This window comes from Segatella albensis DSM 11370 = JCM 12258 (assembly GCF_000426565.1).
In the GTDB taxonomy this organism is placed as follows: Bacteria; Bacteroidota; Bacteroidia; order Bacteroidales; family Bacteroidaceae; genus Prevotella; species Prevotella albensis.
Map to the genome: position 1 here is coordinate 69,855 of NZ_KE384540.1, position 20,200 is coordinate 90,054.

General features: G+C 40.6%; 20 protein-coding genes. 7 read left to right on the plus strand and 13 right to left on the minus strand.

The features are described 5' to 3' along the window. The first annotated feature begins 149 nt into the window (after positions 1–149). Together K333_RS0110145 and K333_RS12470 are read left to right on the plus strand one after the other, a co-directional pair. Positions 150–1,088 carry a DMT family transporter gene (locus K333_RS0110145; RefSeq protein ID WP_024989981.1) on the plus strand — a complete coding sequence of 313 codons (939 nt, stop codon included), beginning with the start codon at positions 150–152 and terminating at the stop codon, positions 1,086–1,088. A gap of 652 nt (positions 1,089–1,740) precedes the next feature. Further along, positions 1,741–2,310 carry a UpxY family transcription antiterminator gene (locus K333_RS12470; protein ID WP_024989980.1) on the plus strand — a complete coding sequence of 190 codons (570 nt, stop codon included), beginning with the start codon at positions 1,741–1,743 and terminating at the stop codon, positions 2,308–2,310. Between the two features lie 147 nt (positions 2,311–2,457). On the opposite strand, the gene K333_RS0110160 is transcribed toward K333_RS12470, so the two are convergent. From K333_RS0110160 to fmt, 7 genes are all read right to left on the minus strand, one after another. Further along, on the minus strand, positions 2,458–4,047 hold the full coding sequence (locus tag K333_RS0110160) for a peptide chain release factor 3 (protein ID WP_024989979.1): 1,590 nt from the start codon (positions 4,045–4,047) through the stop codon (positions 2,458–2,460). Positions 4,048–4,119: 72 nt separating this feature from the next. Beyond that, positions 4,120–4,992: a dTDP-4-dehydrorhamnose reductase gene (rfbD, locus tag K333_RS0110165; RefSeq protein WP_024989978.1), complete on the minus strand. Its 873-nt coding sequence runs from the start codon at positions 4,990–4,992 to the stop codon at positions 4,120–4,122. 16 nt (positions 4,993–5,008) lie between these two features. Next, the gene (locus K333_RS0110170) at positions 5,009–5,644 is read right to left on the minus strand and encodes a DUF4924 family protein (protein WP_024989977.1); all 636 of its coding nucleotides are present in this window, start codon (positions 5,642–5,644) and stop codon (positions 5,009–5,011) included. Positions 5,645–5,646: 2 nt separating this feature from the next. Then, positions 5,647–6,327, minus strand: a complete 681-nt coding sequence (locus K333_RS0110175) for a LysE family translocator (RefSeq protein ID WP_024989976.1) — start codon at positions 6,325–6,327, stop codon at positions 5,647–5,649. A gap of 85 nt (positions 6,328–6,412) precedes the next feature. Further along, on the minus strand, positions 6,413–7,393 hold the full coding sequence (locus K333_RS0110180) for an ROK family protein (protein WP_024989975.1): 981 nt from the start codon (positions 7,391–7,393) through the stop codon (positions 6,413–6,415). A gap of 127 nt (positions 7,394–7,520) precedes the next feature. Further along, positions 7,521–9,242 carry a chloride channel protein gene (locus tag K333_RS0110185; RefSeq protein WP_036886252.1) on the minus strand — a complete coding sequence of 574 codons (1,722 nt, stop codon included), beginning with the start codon at positions 9,240–9,242 and terminating at the stop codon, positions 7,521–7,523. A gap of 95 nt (positions 9,243–9,337) precedes the next feature. Then, the gene (gene fmt / locus K333_RS0110190) at positions 9,338–10,288 is read right to left on the minus strand and encodes a methionyl-tRNA formyltransferase (protein WP_024989973.1); all 951 of its coding nucleotides are present in this window, start codon (positions 10,286–10,288) and stop codon (positions 9,338–9,340) included. 77 nt (positions 10,289–10,365) lie between these two features. Between fmt and K333_RS0110195 the strand changes: the two genes are divergently transcribed. Further along, the gene (locus K333_RS0110195) at positions 10,366–10,944 is read left to right on the plus strand and encodes an L-threonylcarbamoyladenylate synthase (RefSeq protein WP_024989972.1); all 579 of its coding nucleotides are present in this window, start codon (positions 10,366–10,368) and stop codon (positions 10,942–10,944) included. Positions 10,945–11,018: 74 nt separating this feature from the next. On the opposite strand, the gene rfbA is transcribed toward K333_RS0110195, so the two are convergent. Both rfbA and K333_RS0110205 read right to left on the minus strand, forming a co-directional pair. Continuing rightward, positions 11,019–11,900 carry a glucose-1-phosphate thymidylyltransferase RfbA gene (gene rfbA / locus K333_RS0110200; RefSeq protein WP_024989971.1) on the minus strand — a complete coding sequence of 294 codons (882 nt, stop codon included), beginning with the start codon at positions 11,898–11,900 and terminating at the stop codon, positions 11,019–11,021. Between the two features lie 2 nt (positions 11,901–11,902). Further along, the gene (locus K333_RS0110205) at positions 11,903–13,372 is read right to left on the minus strand and encodes an exopolysaccharide biosynthesis polyprenyl glycosylphosphotransferase (protein WP_024989970.1); all 1,470 of its coding nucleotides are present in this window, start codon (positions 13,370–13,372) and stop codon (positions 11,903–11,905) included. 188 nt (positions 13,373–13,560) lie between these two features. On the opposite strand from K333_RS0110205, the gene K333_RS0110210 reads away from it, so the two are divergent. From K333_RS0110210 to rny, 4 genes are all read left to right on the plus strand, one after another. Continuing rightward, positions 13,561–14,208 carry a hypothetical protein gene (locus K333_RS0110210; RefSeq protein ID WP_024989969.1) on the plus strand — a complete coding sequence of 216 codons (648 nt, stop codon included), beginning with the start codon at positions 13,561–13,563 and terminating at the stop codon, positions 14,206–14,208. 73 nt (positions 14,209–14,281) lie between these two features. Continuing rightward, positions 14,282–14,575, plus strand: a complete 294-nt coding sequence (locus K333_RS0110215; RefSeq protein WP_024989968.1) for a hypothetical protein — start codon at positions 14,282–14,284, stop codon at positions 14,573–14,575. Between the two features lie 6 nt (positions 14,576–14,581). Then, positions 14,582–14,875: a cell division protein ZapA gene (locus tag K333_RS0110220; RefSeq protein ID WP_024989967.1), complete on the plus strand. Its 294-nt coding sequence runs from the start codon at positions 14,582–14,584 to the stop codon at positions 14,873–14,875. Between the two features lie 29 nt (positions 14,876–14,904). Further along, positions 14,905–16,440, plus strand: a complete 1,536-nt coding sequence (gene rny, locus K333_RS0110225; protein WP_024989966.1) for a ribonuclease Y — start codon at positions 14,905–14,907, stop codon at positions 16,438–16,440. A 59-nt stretch (positions 16,441–16,499) separates the two neighbouring features. On the opposite strand, the gene K333_RS0110230 is transcribed toward rny, so the two are convergent. The 4 genes from K333_RS0110230 to kdsA are packed head-to-tail and all read right to left on the minus strand — an operon-like array spanning position 16,500 to position 20,193. Next, entirely contained in the window at positions 16,500–17,111 is a 612-nt protein-coding gene (locus K333_RS0110230) for a response regulator transcription factor (RefSeq protein ID WP_027452664.1), read from the minus strand. A gap of 29 nt (positions 17,112–17,140) precedes the next feature. Next, positions 17,141–18,391 carry a cardiolipin synthase gene (gene cls / locus K333_RS0110235; protein ID WP_316928822.1) on the minus strand — a complete coding sequence of 417 codons (1,251 nt, stop codon included), beginning with the start codon at positions 18,389–18,391 and terminating at the stop codon, positions 17,141–17,143. Positions 18,392–18,449: 58 nt separating this feature from the next. Beyond that, entirely contained in the window at positions 18,450–19,433 is a 984-nt protein-coding gene (locus K333_RS0110240; RefSeq protein WP_027452666.1) for a KpsF/GutQ family sugar-phosphate isomerase, read from the minus strand. Between the two features lie 4 nt (positions 19,434–19,437). Then, a complete protein-coding gene (kdsA, locus tag K333_RS0110245; RefSeq protein ID WP_024989965.1) occupies positions 19,438–20,193 on the minus strand; it encodes a 3-deoxy-8-phosphooctulonate synthase in 756 nt (251 codons plus the stop codon). Positions 20,194–20,200 lie beyond the last annotated feature (7 nt).

Genomic DNA, 20,200 nt, shown 5'->3' on the forward strand with positions numbered 1-20,200 from the left:
GCTTATATTTGCAATATATTTTTAGTATTTCGCATTTATTTTAGCGAAATAATTTCGAGGTTGGAACATCCTGTTTCAACCTCTTTTTATGATACAAGTTTTTAGTTTCTAACTATTGATACTTTAAAAAAAATTGTACCTTTGCACCCATGAGTCAGTATATAGGAGAAATTATTTCAATAGGAGTTGCTTTTTCGTGGACGATTACAGCTTTATTGAGTGAATATGCGAGTAAGAAATTAGGGAGTATTACTTTTAATTTCTATCGTATGGTGTTTTCATTAGCATTCTCATTAGTTTTGTTTTTAGTAGTCCTTGGTAGTCCTTTTCCTGTATCTGGATCAATAAAAGCATATTCTTGGATGTTGCTGTCAGGGGTTGTCGGATTTGTGATATGTGATTATTGTCTGATGAAATGCTATACGATTATAGGTTCTCGTTTCGGTCAACTCTTTATGACATTTGCCCCATTGTCAGCAGCTTTGACAGCTTGGATACTTTTAGGGCAGTCACTAAGTATCATGTCGATAATTGCCATGATCGTTACACTCTTTGGTATTATGCTTAGTATTTTAGGTCGTGGAGAGAAACATCTACTCACCTTAAAGTTACCGGCTAATGGGGTCTTCTATGCTTCTGTTGCAGCTATCTGTCAAGGAATAGGACTGGTGATCAGTAAGATAGGACTGGATTACTATCAAGAGTCAATGCCTAAAACCGTTTTAGAGAATGCAGGATGGATACTTCCTTTCTGTGCCAATTTCTATCGTTGTATAGCTGGTCTTATAGGTTTTGGGGTCTTTGTATTATTTAATCACAATATGCAAGCTCTCCGTGAAGGAATAACCCATCCTAAGATTACCATGTCAATGGTTTCCGCCACAATATTTGGTCCTTTTGTAGGTGTCGCATTTTCATTAATGGCTGTTCAATACACAGCTGCGGGTATAGCAAGTACACTGATGGCTCTTACTCCAATAATCATACTTGTTCCTGCACATTTCTGGTTAGGACAGAAAGTAACCTATAAAGGGTTATTGGGAGCTATTGTTTCTGTGCTTGGTGTTGCTTTGTTTTTCATGGCATAATAAGGGGAAGTTGCAGTTGTCAGTTGAATTCGCCAAAGTTTAATGAGTCTTAAATTCCTTAATTTTCATTCTAAACATAGTGCTCATAATTTGCGAATTCAGAATTAATGATGTAGTGATTATGAATATTAAAGATATGAGCGAGATGTAATCTTCTGTCTATCAATGAATTGCGGTTTCGTGTTTTGCTCTATCCACGAAAAATACTGGATTTGTTCCCTTTTTCAGTTAACTGCGTAAGGCTACATACCTATTCGTGTAACTTTACGAAGTTAACTTCGTAAGCCGATGAAGTTAACTTCATTCGCAAAAGCAGTCTTCTAACATGGATTTTTCATGCTTTTTTAGGGCGTTGATGCTTTATGTATGATCTAGATGGAACAGAACAGAGGAAACTTTTTCCTTTAACATTAGAGTGTGCAAGGCTTAAATATACTAAATTTTAGCATGAGCTATAACATTACTAATGTCAACCTTGTCAGTTGAAATCCTTGATATGAATCCCTGATAAATAATCGTTATATTGTCATATTTGCGTGCAGAGGTGATATTTTCTGTATGTTCTATTTTTTTAGGAACAAAAAGGCACATGAAATATTTGGAACTTTTATGATTATGTTGTAAATTTGCTGGAAATAATCTTGAATGTAATATGGAATCGGTTGTCAAAAATGCAAATCCATGGATTGCGGTAAAATGCTTCTCTCTGAAAATCTACGAGATACGGGATTTTTTGATGAAAAAAGGACTAAACGTATTCCTTCCGGAACAATATGTAGAGGTAGAAGATGTAAATTCGCATCATGTTAAACAGGTGTTGAAACCAGTTACGCATAACTTGATCTTTGTGGAGGAACCGATTCATCTGAAAGAGTTTGCTACAGATCTTACTAAGTGTCCTTATAAGATGAGTGTTGTTCGACCATATCCCACTGCTGACACTTATGCTAGAATATCTGCTCGCGAGATGAAGGAATTTGAGGAAATGTGTAATCCTGAGCTTACAATGAAATATTTTCTAAGTGAGGATGAGGCTAAACTAAAATCCGGCGGAACGGTACAAGTAACGCATGGCCCTTTGAAGGGTATGAGTGGAAGACTTGTCAGGAAGTCGAAGAAATATTTCCTTCTGAAAGATATGCCAGGCATTAGTGTGATGATTAAGGTGAGTAGATGGTGTTGTAAACCAATAGAACAGAATAATATAGAAAATAATAACTAACATTTCTCTGATCATAAAAAAAATAGGATAAGGTAAAAAGCAAAAGCGGGCGTCTCTCACGAGTCGTCCGCTTTCTGATTGCCCTCGCTTCTCACGTCTAGAGCAAGTGGCATACATATATATATGCTAAGTTAAGAATTTCTTCTCTTAGAATTCACTGGTGAAGTGGAATTTGATATGTTCAAAATCTTGCTGCGCCATACTCAGTACATAGCTGCTGTCGGCAAGGAATACATCTCGTCCTTCGGTATCGACAGCCATATATTGATATTTACGCTTCTTAAAGTTTTCCAGTTCAACCTCATCGTCTGCCTCTATCCAACATGCTTTGTAGAGATGAACAGGTTCCCAACGACATTTGGCATTATATTCGTGCTCGAGGCGATATTGGATGACTTCGAACTGTAACTGTCCTACAGTACCGATAATCTTTCGGTTGTTGAATGTATTGGTAAACAACTGTGCGACACCTTCGTTCATCAACTGATCGACACCCTTTTGGAATTGTTTTGATTTCATAGGGTCGTCGTTCTCAATATACTTAAAGAGGAGTGGTGAGAAACTTGGTAGTCCACGGAAGTGTAGGTCTTCGCCTTCTGTAAGTGTATCGCCAATTTTGAATACACCGGCATTATCTGGTAAACCTACGATGTCGCCTGGCCATGCTTCATCGACAGTACTCTTGCGCTGCGCCATGAATTGGGTAGGGGATGAAAAGCGCATGGTCTTGCCATTACGTACATGCAGGTAAGGTTGATTGCGCTGGAATTTTCCACTACATACTTTGCAGAAAGCTATACATGAGCGGTGGTTAGGGTCGATGTTTGCTGTGATCTTGAAGATAAAACCAGTAAATTTTGGTTCTGCAGGCTCAACCATTCTTTCCTCTGCCTTGGTAGGTTTTGGACTAGGAGCTATCTCAACGAAACAGTTGAGCAACTCTTGTACACCGAAGTTGTTCAAAGCACTTCCAAAGAATACAGGTGCAACCTCGGCACTACGATATGTGTTGACGTCAAATTCTGGATAAACACCGTCTACAAGTTCCAAATCGTCTCTCAGTCTAGCTGCTTCCTGTTCACCAACATGAGCCTCAAGGTCTTTGCTCTGAATATCAACAGCAACCTTTTCGGTTACACGCTGCTTGTTTGGTGTGAACAAGTTAAGCTGTTGCTCGTAGATATTGTATACGCCCTTGAACTTCATTCCTTGTCCGATAGGCCAAGAAAGAGGACGTACATGTATTTGAAGTTCTTGTTCTAACTCATCGAGCAAGTCGAAAGGATCACGACCTTCACGGTCCATCTTATTGATGAAAATGATAACCGGAGTGTTGCGCATACGACAAACCTCCATCAATTTACGAGTTTGAGCCTCAACACCTTTGGCTCCGTCAACAACAATGATAGCGCTATCAACAGCGGTAAGTGTACGGTAGGTGTCTTCTGCGAAATCCTGGTGACCAGGGGTATCGAGGATGTTTACCTTATACGGCTCACCTTCCTGGCCTTCCGGCAGGTAGTCGAATTCCATAACAGAGGTACTTACAGAAATACCACGCTGTTTCTCAATATCCATCCAGTCGGATGTTGCGGTTTTGCGAATCTTGTTGTTCTTTACAGCACCAGCTACCTGAATCTGACCACCGAAAAGCAAGAACTTTTCAGTCAATGTGGTTTTACCGGCATCCGGGTGGGAGATGATCGCAAACGTTCTTCTTCTTTCTATCTCGTTCATAGAACTTAAAACTTTAATCCTTGTTGATTTATAATAATAAGGAATACCTATTGAATATATGAATGGGTTATATCAGAGTAATCCTTTCATGCATTCTTTCAAAGAATCCGTCCAATATGGTATCTTGATGCCGAAGGTTTCTTTTATCTTCGTCTTGTCAAGTACGCTATATGAAGGGCGCTTTACAGGACTTGGGAATTCGTCACTGTGGCATGGTTCGATATCGCATTGGGTGTTGCCCGCAATTTCAGCAATTTTTTTTGTAAAGTCGTACCAACTGCATACTCCTTCGTTGCTGAAATGGTAGATTCCTGTATTTCCTTTGTATTTCCCGTTTTCGATGATATCGAAAATCACGTTAGCTAAGTCTTTGGCATAGGTAGGGGTTCCACATTGGTCGAAGACTACCTTAAGCTGTGGCTTTGTTGCGGTAAGGTTGAGCATAGTTTTTACGAAATTGTGCCCAAACTCACTGTAGAGCCATGCTGTGCGAATGATGATATGTTCTACTCCTGTCGCAGCGATTTTCTGTTCACCATGTAGTTTTGCTAAACCGTATACACCAGTTGGGGTGCCTTTCTGATCTTCGCGACATGGGGTGTTGTAAGGATCACCACCAAATACATAATCTGTAGAAATATGTATGAGTAAGCCATCAACTTCTTTCATCGCACGGGCAAGATTCTCAGGTGCTGTAGCATTCAATGTTTCTACGATATCGCCTGCAGTTTCGGCTTTGTCGACATTTGTCCAAGCAGCACAATTTATGATGCATTTGATGTCATTAGCTTTTACCATTGCTCGGATTGCCTCAATATCTGTGATGTCGAGATGTGTGTAGCCATCGCATACATCAGTGAAGATGTAGTGGTTAGTACTTTGCTTGCTAACAATCTGTATCTCGTTGCCGAGTTGTCCGTTAGCACCTGTTACTAAAATATTCATATCGTTTGTATATCTATTAATCGTTGTCTCCGAAATCCAAACCTTCTGTGTTGTCTTTGATATAATAATCGCTGAGCATCCCGATGAAGGTTGTTATTTCCTTCATGGCATTGGTGGTTTCTGGAGTGATTTCCTTCTTCTGTAGTCTGAGCATCATCATTCCGTATAGTGCATTCAGACAAGTTTCTATTTCACTTTCGTTTTCCGTATTGCTATTTAGCAAACTCAGTTGCTCATTATCTGCGGTTCCGTCCTCCATAGCTTGACGGGCCATATCTTCGGCACGTTTGTTCTTGCTGCGAAGTTCTACAATAAAAGGTAATACCTTATAATATTCACCATTGTAGAAAGGAAATTTATCAGATTGAAGAAGACGATTGTGGAGATCTACCAAATCCTGAACAAGAATCTTATTGATATTCAGATGACCTCCTTCGCGCTTTCCTTCTTCATTCATCATGCGGATAAGGTTGCCAAACCAGTCAGCTTCCTGTTCGCGCTGTTCTTCTGTATAGTTAGTGAATTGTGAAATATATCCGCGACGGATAACAGGTAATGAACATCCCATAGCACGGATGATGTCCTCTATCTGCCACATATAAAGCAGGTATTCTGCTATTGATTTTTTACGTAATTCTTGTGCAATGAACATGTCTAATACTCTGGAATAAGATAAATGTTGAAAAGTGTACCCATCAAGGCTATTAAAGAGAAGATGACAACCACACTGCCTATGATACGATTGATGATGATCACGCCTGTTTCGTCAAACTTGTTGCGAATGGTATCGATAAGCCATGTCAGTCCATACCACCATAATAGTGCTCCGAAAAGAATGCTTACATAGCCGAGCGCCATAAGCCAAGGATGGTCTGTGATGACGAATGCAAACTGTGCATAAAGGGCCATGAATAGGAGTATGATCAGTGGGTTGCTTGCTGTTATCAGGAATCCTGTGATACCGTTATGGGCAAGACTACCGCGATTCTGCTGTCCTTTATCCTTCGCATTCTTTAGTGGGTTGTTGAAGAAACTATACAGCCCAAAAGCCATCAGCATGATACCACCGGCCAACTGTATGTAGAATTTGTATGCGGGATTGTTGATAAAGTCGAGAATGAAACTGATACCAATTCCTGTTATCAGTGCATATATAAAGTCGCTGATAGCAGCTCCTACGCCTGTAACGAAGCCATACCATCTGCCTTTGCGCTGTGTACGATGAACACAGAGTATACCAACTGGACCCATCGGAGCAGAGGCGCAAATGCCTATGATAATGCCCTTGAAGATGATTTCCAGAATGTTAATCTGAAAAGGGAATAATGTATTCATATCAGCGTGCAAAGGTAAGAAAAAAAAAGCAGATTGCCAAGGCAATCTGCTTAAATATGTGATTTTTAAATATTTCGTTTGTAGATTATAGTTCCCAACCTACAGCACTGGCTCCTAAAACAGCTGCTGATGAGCCGTCAAGGGTGCTGACAAGGAATTTCGCTTTGCCTCTGAAAATCGGAAGAACATGGTCGTTGTAAGCTTTCTCTATTGGCTTCATCAGTAAGTCGCCTGCCTTGGTAAGACCACCGAAGAAGACAAAAGCTTCTGGACTGCAGAATGCTGCAAAGTCTGCACATGCCTCACCTAACATTTTTCCTGTGAATTCATATACTCGGTTGGCGAGGGCATCACCTTTACTTGCTGCGATACTTACATCGAGTGATGTGATTTCTTCTGGCTTCATTGAGCGCAATAAACTGTCTTCTTCGCTCTTCTCCAAGAATTCTCTTGCTGTACGAGCTACACCTGTTGCTGAACAATATGCTTCGAGACAACCTGTACGGCCACATCCGCATTTGCGTCCTTCTTCGCCGCGTACCATTGTCACGTGACCTAACTCACCTGCGAATCCGTCTACTCCGTAAACCATCTGGCCGTTGATAACGATACCAGAGCCGACACCTGTACCTAGGGTGATGTCGATGAAATTCTTCATGCCTCGAGCTGCGCCATAAGTCATTTCGCCAAGAGCTGCAGCGTTGGCATCATTGGTAAGTGCTACTGGGATGTTGTTAAGACGCTTGCTGAAAAGATCTGCCAATGGAACGACACCATTATGTGCCCATGTCAAGTTTGGAGCAAATTCTATGGTTCCTGTATAGTGGTTTCCATTAGGTGCACCAATACCCATGGCTTTGATCTGGTCGAGACCACCAACTGTATCAATAATAGGAAGTAAAGCTGTGATGCTTGCATCTACGTATTCTTCTACTGTGTTGTAACCTTGTGTTTTGATGGCTGTGGTTGCTTTGATGTCACCACGACTATCTACAATTCCGAATACAGAATTAGTACCGCCCAGGTCTAAGCCTATTACGTACGGTTTCAGATTGTTTTCTACCATGTTCTTCTTTATTTTTTTCTATTAACTATGTCTATGTCTTTATGATAAAACTGTGGGGACAAAGATACAAAAAAAATGTCAAATCGTTATTGCTGACTGCTTTTTTTTGTGTATTGGGTATCTTTTTCTAATCAGAACTCAAGTCGGATATCACTTGGCGGTATACTGTATACATTCTTGTACGAGAGATGTATCCGATTAATCGCATGTCGACATCAACAACAGGTAATTGCGCTGCATCTGTCTTTTCGAATTTCTGCATTACGTCGGTCATCGGCTCGTTCTCTAGAAGTGTGGATGATGGCGTGCGCATGAGTTGCTTTACCGTGAACTTCTGATATAGTTCCGTGCGGAAAATGATATGTCTAATGCGTGTGATATCGATGACTCCTAACAGATGGTGACCTTCGTCAAGTACAGGCAGGAAGTTGTTGTTGCTTCTGCTGATCTCACTTACCAGTTGCTGCATAAGCATATCTGGTCCTACAGGATGATAGTCTTTCTCTATGATGTCTTTCATAGACATCAAGGTGAGAGCTGCTCGGTCGGTATGGTGTGTGAGTAATTTGCCTTCTCGTGCAAGTCGAAGGGCATAGATACTGTTGTGCTCAAAGATATTTGTTGTCAGATAACTGGAGATACATACGATCATCAATGGCATGAATAAAGCGTATCCGCCCGTAAGTTCTGCAATAAGGAAGATTCCTGTAAGTGGTGCGTGCATAACACCTGTCATGACGCCGGCCATTCCTAGAAGTGTAAAATTCTGTTCGGGTATATAAACTCCTATTTCGTATTCGTTCCAAAAACGAGAGAAAAAGAATCCTCCAAAACCTCCGATGAAAAGTGATGGGGCGAACGTTCCACCACAACCGCCACTTCCGTTGGTCGCTGAGGTTGCAAATGTCTTTGTCAGTAATACTAAACCGATATATACAATGAGTAGGTTCTCTTTGCCTGCAAAAATGGAGCCGTTCATCACTTGACTCCAGTCTGCTATTGTCTTACCGGTGAGCAATGTGTTGAGAGTGCTATATCCTTCTCCGTAAAGTGATGGGAAGAAGAAAATCAAACCGCTAAGGATGAGACCGCCACAAATGAGTTTGATGTATCTGTGGTTGGATAGTTTTGCAAACATTCCTTCGCAGATGCTCATGGAACGCATGAAGTAGAGACTGGAAAAACCGCAGAATATGCCAAGTAAAATGCAGGCTGGGGTTCTTCCAATGTTCCACGCACTATATAATGTAAAGTCGAAAAGTGAGTTATCGCCTGAGAAAATATAAGAGAATACCGTGGCTGTTACGCAACTGATAAGAATCGGAAGAAGTGAGGCCATGGTAAGGTCGACCATAAGAATTTCCAGTGTGAAGACGAGTCCTGCAATTGGAGCTTTGAAGATGCCGGCAATGGCGGCTGAGGCTCCACAGCCAACGAGGACCATCAGTTTCTTATTGTCAAGGTGGAATAATTGTCCTAGGTTACTGCCAATGGCACTTCCTGTGAGCACAATAGGAGCCTCGGCTCCAACACTTCCTCCGAAGCCGATGGTGATACTGGATGCTATGACGGATGACCAACAATTATGTCCTTTTAGTTTTGATCTCTTTGTCGCTAGGGCATACAGAACCCTTGTGATACCATGTGAAATGTTATCGCGTACAATATATTTTATGAAGAGTGATGTCAGGTATATACCTATGATAGGGAAGATCAGATAAAGCCAGTTGGATCGACTTGTCTCAAATCCCGTGGTAAGTAGTATTTGTATTTGATGGATGATAGTATGTAGTACCCATGCTGCTACCGATGCAAAGAAACCAATGAGTAATGACAACAATAGCATCATCTGTCGGTCGGAAAGGTATCCTTTCAACCTGACTGTGATACTGTGTCGCTTCTTAGGATTATCTATGTTGATTTCTGACATCTTTTTTTTAATGTTTAGCAATGAAACTGATCAATATCGTGATTGCCATTGAGGAAATCACGTGCTTCCATTCTCTTCTTTCCAGAAATTTGTACGGTTTCCAATTGCAGCCATTCATCAGCGCAAGCAATCTGAAGATTCTTACCTTCGATGCGAATGCTTCCTGGTTCAGATGTTGTTGCTGCACCGGTTTTGCTTGTACGGAATATCTTTAATGTTTTATGATTTGATAATTCTGTCCATGCTCCAGGATATGGACTTAATCCACGTATGAAATCATATACTTGTTTTGCTTTCTGATTCCAATTGATTTGACAGGTCTCCTTGAAGATCTTTGGTGCTGTATGGAGATCGTCAATTTCCGGTTGTGGCATGGAGTCTACCTTTCCGTCACCTTGCAATACAAGGTCTATGGTTTCTATGGCAATTTCTGCACCAAGATTCATCAGACCATCATATACGTATTCCACATCAGCATCGTCTGGAATTGGGAAATGTTTTTGTAGAATGATGCGACCAGTGTCAATATCATGATCAAGGAAAAATGTTGTAACGCCAGTTTCTGTTTCTCCGTTAATTACAGCCCAGTTGATTGGAGCTGCACCACGATATTGTGGAAGTAATGCGGCGTGTACGTTGAAGGTACCAAATCGAGGCATACCCCATACGACTTCGGGAAGCATTCGGAATGCAACGACAACCTGAAGGTCTGCTTTATAGCTGGCCAGTTGTTCGATGAAGGCAGGATCTTTCATCTTTACCGGTTGAAGGACAGGAAGATTGTGTGCAAGAGCATACTGCTTAACCTGAGAAGGTTGAAGTTGGTCTTGATGTCGTCCTACTGGTTTATCGGGTTGGGTTACTACAGCTACTACATTGTAGCCGCCCTCAATCAGTCGCTGGAGTGTACCAACGGCAAATTCAGGTGTACCCATAAATATGATTCTTAAATCTTTCTTTTCCATAATCATTGCAAAAGTAATAAAAAGATTTGGAAATCCATAAAAAATGTGTAATTTTGCCGAAAATATTTTTATTGGATATGAAACAAGAAGAAGATATTAAAAATGCAGTAGAATGTATGCGTAAAGGAGGCGTAATCCTTTATCCTACAGATACTGTTTGGGGTATTGGATGTGATGCAACGAATGCTGAGGCTGTAGCTAAAGTTTATGCTATTAAGCATCGCGACGATCATAAAGCTTTGATTTGTTTGGTTGACGATCAGAATCGTCTTGCAAGATATTTTAGAAATGTTCCAGAAGTGGCTTGGCAGTTGTTTGATAGTATTGCTGAGGGGGGTAAACCTACTACTGTCATTCTTGATGACGCTGTTAATCTTGCGCCAAATCTAATTGGGGATGACGGAAGTCAGGCTATGCGTATCACCCAGGAACCTTTTAGTAAGGAACTTTGTTATCGTTTCCAGAAACCTATTGTTAGTACGAGTGCGAATATTAGTGGTAATCCTGCTGCTGCTAACTATGGCGATATAGACCCGCAATTACTTGAAGCTGTTGATTATGTTTGTTGGAGTCGTCGTCAGGAGCATAAGCCACATACTCCAAGTAGTATTGTGAAACTTGATAAGTCTGGTCACATAACGATTATTAGAAAGTGAGATTATCTATATCAATATAAAATTGAAGAGCACTGATTTTTAGTTCAGTGCTCTTTTCATATTAAATTACTCTCTTAGATTTGTTTTCCTTCTGCAAGTTCTAGAAGGTATTTTCCATAATTGTTCTTTAACATCGGTTGCGCGAGGGCCTTCAGTTGTTCTGAATTTATCCAACCTTTTTTGAATGCAATCTCTTCAAGACATGCTACTTTTAGTCCCTGTCGTTTTTCGATAACCTCTATGAAGGTGGATGCCTCGCTGAGACTATCGTGTGTTCCAGTGTCGAGCCATGCGAATCCGCGTTGTAGAGTGCGGACCATCAGATTTTTCTGAGCCAAATATTCTTGGTTTACTGATGTTATTTCAAGCTCTCCGCGAGCACTTGGCTTAATCTGTTTGGCTATTTCGACAACGCTGTTAGGGTAGAAGTATAGTCCGACAACGGCATAGTTGCTCTTTGGCTTCGTAGGCTTTTCTTCAATGCTCAGGCAATTACCTTCTTTGTCAAATTCTGCCACACCGTAGCGTTCAGGGTCGTTTACGTAATATCCAAAGACACTGGCCTTCCCCTCGTTGCATGCTTTTACACTCTCTTTTAGTAGACCGGTAAATCCGGCACCATAGAAAATATTGTCACCTAGTACTAAACAGACATCATCGTTACCGATGAATCTTTCTCCGATAATGAAGGCTTGTGCTAATCCGTCAGGAGATGGTTGCTCAGCATATTCAAAGTTTACCCCTAAGTCTTTGCCATCGCCAAGAAGACGACGGAATCCTGGTAAGTCATCTGGTGTTGAGATGATTAATATGTCGCGAATACCAGCAAGCATCAATACCGAGATAGGGTAATATATCATCGGTTTGTCGAAAATAGGAATCAACTGCTTACTAATTCCTTTGGTAATGGGGTAGAGGCGTGTGCCAGACCCTCCAGCTAATACGATACCTTTCATAATTAATATGCGTGTTTGTCTGGGATAATAATACTCTTTGCTGTTAAAATGATAATTCTAATATCTAGCCATGGAGTCCAATTCTCAATATACCAAATATCTCTTTTGATACGTTCCTCCATCTGCCATACTTCCTTGGTTTCTCCACGACAACCTGTTACCTGAGCCCATCCTGTGATACCAGGTTTGCAGAAGTGTCTTACCATGTATTTGTCAATGAGCTGACTATATGTCGTGGTGTGATAGATCATGTGTGGTCGTGGACCGACAATACTCATGTCGCCTAATAGTACATTAATGAATTGGGGAAATTCATCAATGTTGGTTTTACGCATGAAATCACCGAAAGAGAATTTTCGTGGGTCGTTCTTTGTTGCCTGTTTTTTATCTGCGTCTGAACTGATATGCATGGAGCGGAATTTCATCATGTTGAAATTGGCGCCGTTAAGACCTGTTCGCTCTTGAAAAAAGAATATCGGTCCTGCACTCTGTAAATGAATCATGAATGAAATGATAGGAACGAATGGAGTAATGACGGCAATAGCTAAAAGACTGAGGAGGATATCGAAAGATCGTTTGATGAAACGATTCCCCATGCTCTGTAATGGTTCTATGTGATTGGTAAATAAATCCATTTCGCCTACACGCTCAGGGGTGAGATTGAGTTTGTAGCTACCGAATAAACGTGGTACATAATAGAAATGGATGATATTTTTGTCACAGAACCTCATTAATGTTACGATTTCGTCTGTGTAATCGTGTGAAAGAGATACGAACATTTCATCACAATTCGGAAGGATGATGGTATCTTTTGTTGCGTTATTATTGGAAATCGCATTGCCTGATTTCGCAGTATAATCCATATAGTGACGTACTCTTTCTATTAGGTCGTGACGAGTGCCGAGATGCTTGAATCCTGCGGGGGCTCCTTTTAATTCCTTGTTGCTAAAATATCCTGCTACGCGATAACCTATGGAGGGATCGCTTATCATATAGTTATAAAGTTCAAGGATGGCAGGGTCACAACCTACAAAAAGTACACGACGTGTGTTTCGTCCTAAGGCACGATAATGTTTTAGTACGTCTTTCTCTACATATCTAGAGCACATGATCGCAAAGAAATAGATGCAAAAGAATATGATGGAGAATGCCAAAAATGATTCTGACGGACATAAGAACTGTAGAAATGTAAATGTCAGAATCAGTTGCGTAATAGAAAGTTTTAGAACTCTGTGTAGAACCTGATCAAATTGAATTTGACGGAAGTGGATGATGGTACAAAAGAAATATTGGGCAATTCCGAATGCCATATTTGCTGCGAGTACAGATATTTTTGTGGCTGCAGTAAAGTAATATGGTGTAATACTAGGAATATAATTGATAAATATTCCCAATAATGTATTGAGGATAATCCAATCACTTAGCATTACAGAAGTGCGTATAATATTTGTTCCACTTGTTGCTTGTCTCATGGTTGTAAGTTATAATGATGTAAACTTAGTTTGAGTTTTAAACTTTGCAAAAGTACAAATTTTAATTGATAGGAAAGTGCTTTTTCTGAAAAAACATTCCACAACTTTTGTTTTTTTCATGAATTTAAGCTACCTTTGTACAATCAAAATAGTGTTTAATTTATAATAAAATAAGATTTTTTTTTACGATGGGAATACTAAATAAACTCTTCGGAAAGAAGGGAGAAGAAAAGAAAATTGGTGGTATGGAAGATTATATGACCTTGGTAAGGGTCTATTTTCAAGCTGCGTTGGCGGAGAAGATGGGTATCACCAATTTGGCTATGGTTCCTGATCTTCGAATCTTTAAGGTAACTTTCAAGATTCCTACTCAAAATAATAAGTTAGGCGTTGGAGAGAAAGCTGCTGTTAAAAAGATGATGAAAAATATGTATAAAGTTGATGACGCTTGGTTCAAAGAAATTGATGCAAGTATTCGCAAAAACTGTCATAAAATACAGGATGTGAATACTTATCTTATTCAATTTCAGGGTTTGACTCAAGAGTTGATGATGCTTATTGGTAATCTGATGAAGTTCAAACTTCGTCTGCCTAGTATTTTCAAGAAAGCTCTGTATGGTCTTACCCAACAGCAGGTAGAAGATATATTCAATAAAAATGATTGGAAAGATCCATCTGTTGTAAAGAGCATTATGAGTGTCCGTCAGTTGGATCATCGTTTGGGATTCAGTCATAAATGGATTACAGACTTTGTGTTCCAGGTAGTAATGCTTGCTAAAAAGGAACCTAAGCCTAGTGAAGAGCAGGTAGAAGCTGCAAAGGCAAAAATGAAATAGTTAAAGAAAAACTTGAAGCAAAATTTGCATAATTCAATAATTTGGATTATCTTTGCGACAAATTATAATCAAAATGAACGCAACTGAGAAGACTATAAATACTTTTACGACCCGTGTAAGGCAGATGATTCTCCGTTTCAATGAAATAAAGACGGAAAATAGCGAGCTGTATGCTATGGTCGATGAGCGCGATCAGAAAATAAAAGAACTGGAAGCGAAGTTGACCCAGGCGAATGCTGATTATGAGAGCCTCAAGATGGCCAAGATGCTTGAAGTGACCGATGGTGATTTGGAGGGAGCTAAAAAGAAAGTGGCCAAGCTCATTAGAGACGTGAATAAATGTATCACGCTAATTAATGATAAATAATTCGAGATGGCAGAACAAGAGAAATTACATATCAAATTGAACGTTTACGATACAGAGCTTTCTGTAAATGTACCTCGATCAGAAGAGGAATATTATCGTAAGTCGGCCAAGTTGATTACTGATATTGTGAATTCCTACTCTCAGATCTTTAAAGGCAAGAAGAGTGATAAGGAAATCCTATATATGGCGCTTATAGATATTGCCTTACGTTATGAGAAAAACGAAGGCAAGAACGATACTGCGCCATATAATGATATTCTCCATAAGCTTACCTCGGAGATTGAAGAGGCGCTGAAGTAGAATATCTAACACCTAATAATTATAAAAGTATGGTTATAATAATAATAACGGCTGTTGTGGCACTGCTTTTGGGCGGTGGCATCGGCTATGCTATTTTCCGTTATGTATTAACAGGAAAATATAATGAGATGTTGGCCCTTGCAAAGAAGGATGCTGATGTCATCAAAGAGAAAAAACTACTCGAAGTTAAAGAAAAATTCCTCAATAAGAAGAGTGAATTGGAGAATGAGGTGCGTCAGCGCAATCAGAAGATTCAGCAAGGTGAGAATCGATTGAAACAGCGTGAGATTTCCTTGAATCAGCGTCAAGAGGAACTTGGACGTCGTAAGATGGAAGTTGACCAAAGTCAGCAGCGTATTGATAATGAGAAAAAATTGTTGGCTGTAAAACAGACTGAACTTGAGAAAATGCAGAAGCAGGAACAAGCCAAACTTGAAGAACTTTCAGGTTTGAGCGCTGAAGAAGCTAAGACTCGTTTGGTTGAAAGTTTGAGAGATCAAGCCAAGCTCGATGCTGCTAGCTATGTGAATGAAATCATGGATGAGGCTAAGTTGAATGCAAATCAGCAGGCAAAGAAGATTGTCATCCAGACCATTCAGCGTGTTGCAACAGAAACGGCGATTGAAAATTCTGTAAGTGTATTCCATATTGACAATGATGAAGTGAAGGGACGAATTATTGGTCGTGAGGGTCGAAATATTCGTGCTCTGGAGGCTGCTACAGGTGTTGAGATTGTCGTAGATGATACTCCTGATGCTGTTGTCATTTCTGCTTTTGATCCAATTCGTCGTGAGATTTGTCGTTTGGCTTTGCACCAGTTGGTAGCTGATGGACGAATTCATCCTGCCCGTATTGAGGAAGTTGTTACAAAGGTGAAGAAGCAGTTGGAGAATGAAATTATTGAGACTGGTAAGCGTACTGCTATCGATCTTGGTATTCATGGTTTACATCCAGAGCTTATTCGCATTGTAGGAAAGATGAAATATCGTTCTTCTTATGGTCAGAATCTTTTGCAGCATGCTCGTGAGACAGCCAATCTTTGTGCTGTGATGGCAAGTGAGTTAGGGCTGAATCCAAAGAAAGCTAAGCGTGCTGGTCTGCTTCATGATATTGGTAAGGTGCCAGATGAGGAGAGTGAATTGCCACATGCTCTGTATGGTGCTAAGATTGCAGAGAAGTTTAAGGAGAAACCAGATATTGTAAATGCAATTGCAGCCCATCATGATGAAGTAGAGATGACGAGTCTTCTTGCGCCAATCGTTCAGGTATGTGATGCTATTTCTGGTGCTCGCCCAGGTGCTCGTCGTGAGATTGTTGAAGCTTATATCAAGCGTTTGAACGATCTTGAGGCTATTGCTATGAGCTATCCTGGTGTAACAAAGACTTATGCAATTCAGGCTGGTCGTGAACTTCGTGTTATCGTTGGAGCTGATAAGATGAACGATGATGAGAGCATTAAGTTGAGTGATGAGATTGCTACAAAGATTCAGAATGAGATGACATATCCTGGTCAGGTGAAGATTACAGTTATCCGAGAAACTCGTTCTGTAGCTTATGCTAAGTAAATATTTTAGTGGATACAATAAAAAGCCTTTCCAAATTTGATGGGAAGGCTTTTGTTGTTTTATATTTTATTGATATCTACATAGCCGTGCATCACGGCGTAGATGGTGAGAGCGCTTACACTTTTTATTCCCAGTTTCTCCTGAATATTTTTACGATGTGATATGACTGTGGTGAGTGAAATGTTGAGTTGATCAGCGATTTCCTTATTGATTTTTCCTTGTGCAACTAGTGACAGTACCTCAATCTCGCGGTCAGAAAGTATCTTACCTTTTAGGGCTTTAGGCAAATCTGGGAGGTTCTTCCCATGTGGGTGTCCATATTGTTCCAAAGCTAATAGGGCTTTTACAAGATGATCTTCAGGCATATTTACGCAGAGACATTTAAACTCTGATAAATGAGTGGTAGGGTCGTTTGACGTGGTGAGGACAATTGTCTTGCGAGCAATATCGTGGAAGAAACTACGCGATTCTACCACGACATTCATGGCTGCGAAATAGTGGAAATAGTTTTCTATGCCAGCCACTTTCAGTTCTTCTACTGACGCAAAGGAATCTACCGTCATGATGGGCAGGATATTCTGTAGCATTCCCTTCAGGCCAATTACGGCAAACGTATTAGGGTCGATAATAGCTATTTTAGGTCTTCCCCCCTTCATCATTTTATGATTCATATTTTCCATAAATCTATTCAGAGAATTTATTATAAGAATGGAGAAAGTAAGTTTGCCCACCAGCCGATATGTCGCTGAGTAGGTGTTCTCCATTTCCGCCACGACTCCTCTGTAAGTAAGAAGCTATCTTTTTTATCTTTTTCGAAGAGGTCGGTTAACTGCTGGGTAGTATAAGGGTCTATGATTACAGCATTTTCCTCATAATCCCATCTCAAAGAGCGAGAATTCAAATTTGCCGATCCTACAGTACAGAACTTATCATCTACCATGATGATCTTTGTGTGATGGAATCCTGGAGTATACATCCATACAGAGCATCCTGCCTGCATTAGATTATGGGCATTAAAGAAGCCACAGTCAGGTGTTAAAGGAATATCACTCTTGGTAGAAAGCATGATTTCTACCTTTACGCCACGTTTTACAGCCTTTTTCAATGCCTTTTTAAGTTTCCTACTCAACGTGAAATAAGGGTTTATCAGTTTGATACTCTTTTTAGCATCATTGATGGCATTCACATAAAAGGTACGGATAATATCATTCGAAGTGTGTGGCTCTCGATTGATGATTCCCACCATCTTCTTGTATCTTGTTGGCGTATTGTCAGCCTTTAGCCCTTTGAAGTATTTGGCAGGGAATTCACCATAAAAATATTTTGGACCACGGATATCCTTGTTTGTCACTTTTTTCCACATTCTGATGAAGATACGCTGTAGCGTGTTCACCTCATCTCCCTCGATGCGACAATGCATATCATTCCAGGTACCTATAGCTTTCTTACCTTTGATATAATAGTCTGCCACATTCATGCCTCCTGTGTAAGCTATCTTTCCGTCGATTACAACAATCTTGCGATGATCACGATTAAAGATATCATCAAACCAAGGAAACTCTACAGGGTTGAACTCATAGATCTCGATACCTTTAGCCCTGATAGCCTTGAGATCCTTCTTTCGCATTGGTCTGTTATTCGACGAATTGCCGAAACCGTCAAAGAGTAGTCTTACCTCCACGCCCTCTTTCACTTTAGGTTCTAGATGCTTGATGAGTTCGTGATTGATAGAATCGTTACGGAAGTTAAAATACTCCATGTGGATGCTGCTATGCGCCTGGTCGATGGCCTTGAACAGATCTGCGAATTTCTGTTGACCATCCATGAGAAGTGTCACCGAATTGTTGTGCGAAAAGCTCACGCCCTTGCTGCGCAATTGGTTTACGATTAGTGAGTCACTCGTTTGTGCATTCACTAATGAACAGATAAGCAATCCGCAACCTAATAAAATATATTTAGTTTTCACAATAACTTATTCTCGATATTATCCCATACTAATCCCGAAGCAATTACATTGCCGATGCTGCATAACTATCTACAATACCTAGGAGCCGTCTTTCTTTATCTGTAACTAGAACAGAATGAATCTTATGCTGATGCATGATACGTTGAATTTCCGACAACTTTGTCTTTGCCGATACCATCTTAGGCTCTCGTGTCATAATGTCGCTTACACTGTGATTAAAGAACTCTGCCTGCCATTTTTCCATAGCTCTACGAATATCTCCATCAGTGATTAGTCCCATTACTTTATGATTATCATCCAGAGAGACACCCAAACCAAGCTTGCCTTTGCTCACGTGTATGATAGCTTTTCCTAAACTCATATCGCTTGGGATGATAGGTAAATCTTCTGTACGCATCACATCTTCAGCTGTTGTGAGCAAGCGTTTGCCGAGTTCTCCTCCTGGATGGAACTGAGCGAAGTCGCGAGGCTTAAAGTTGCGTATTGTCATCAGAGCGATGGCCAAAGCATCACCCATAGCTAATGCCGCAGTAGTACTACTTGTTGGAGCCAGATTCAGAGGACAAGCCTCTTTTTCTACATGTACTAAAATGTGTGCATTGCTATATTTTGCCAATAGAGATTCACTATTGCCCGTCATAGAGATGATAGGTACATTCATATGGAGTACCATAGGGATAAATCTTAGTAACTCATCCGTCTGACCACTGTTTGACAGAGCCAGTACCACATCATCAGATGTCATTACACCTAGGTCGCCATGATATACATCCAATGGGTTGATAAAGAAAGCTGGAGTACCTGTAGAGGCTAGGGTAGCAGCAATCTTTGCTCCCACATTACCACTCTTACCAACACCAGTCACAATGATCTTACCATGACAGTGGAACATCATATCTACAGCCTTCTCGAAATTCCTATCCATCTGTGGAATCAGATCGAGGATGGCCTGAGCTTCGTCGCGCAGAGCCTGCTGACCATACTCAATAGTAGTTTTCAATCTATCTTCTATGTTATTGTTTGCCATTTGCTTAGTCTATTAATTTCTTTACCAGTCCTTCAAGTTTATCTAATTCCAGCATGTTGGCAGCATCACTTTTGCCATTATCAGGATCTGGGTGAACCTCAAAGAAATAGCCAGTAGCGCCAAAAGCCTTAGCGGCCATCGCCATACTAGGTACGAATTTTCTGTCGCCAACGGTTTTGCCATCGCCAGCACTAGGACGCTGCACACTATGTGTACAATCCATGAGTACCGTAGGGACAATTTCCAGCATGTCAGGGATATTACGGAAATCGACTACTAGATTATTATATCCAAATGAGTTGCCACGCTCTGTGAGCCATACTTCAGCGGCACCACTTTCCTGTGCTTTCTGTACAGGATATCTCATGTCTCTTCCACTTAGGAACTGCGCTTTCTTGATATTTACGATAGCTCCTGTTTTGGCCGCAGCAACAAGTAAATCCGTCTGCCGGCAGAGGAATGCTGGTATCTGTAGCACATCGCACACCTGTCCAGCCTCTTTAGCTTGCCAACTTTCGTGGATATCAGTAATGATGCGTAGTGCATATTTTTCTTTGATATCGCTGAGCATTTGTAGTCCCTTCTCAAGGCCAGGACCGCGGAATGAATGTAAAGATGTACGGTTGGCCTTATCGAAAGACGCTTTAAAGATGATATTAGTACCCAGATGCTTGTTGATTCCAACAAGTCGCTGAGCTACTGTGTCGAGCAGTTCCGCCGATTCTATCACGCACGGTCCTGCGATAATTACTGGTTTCATATTTTGC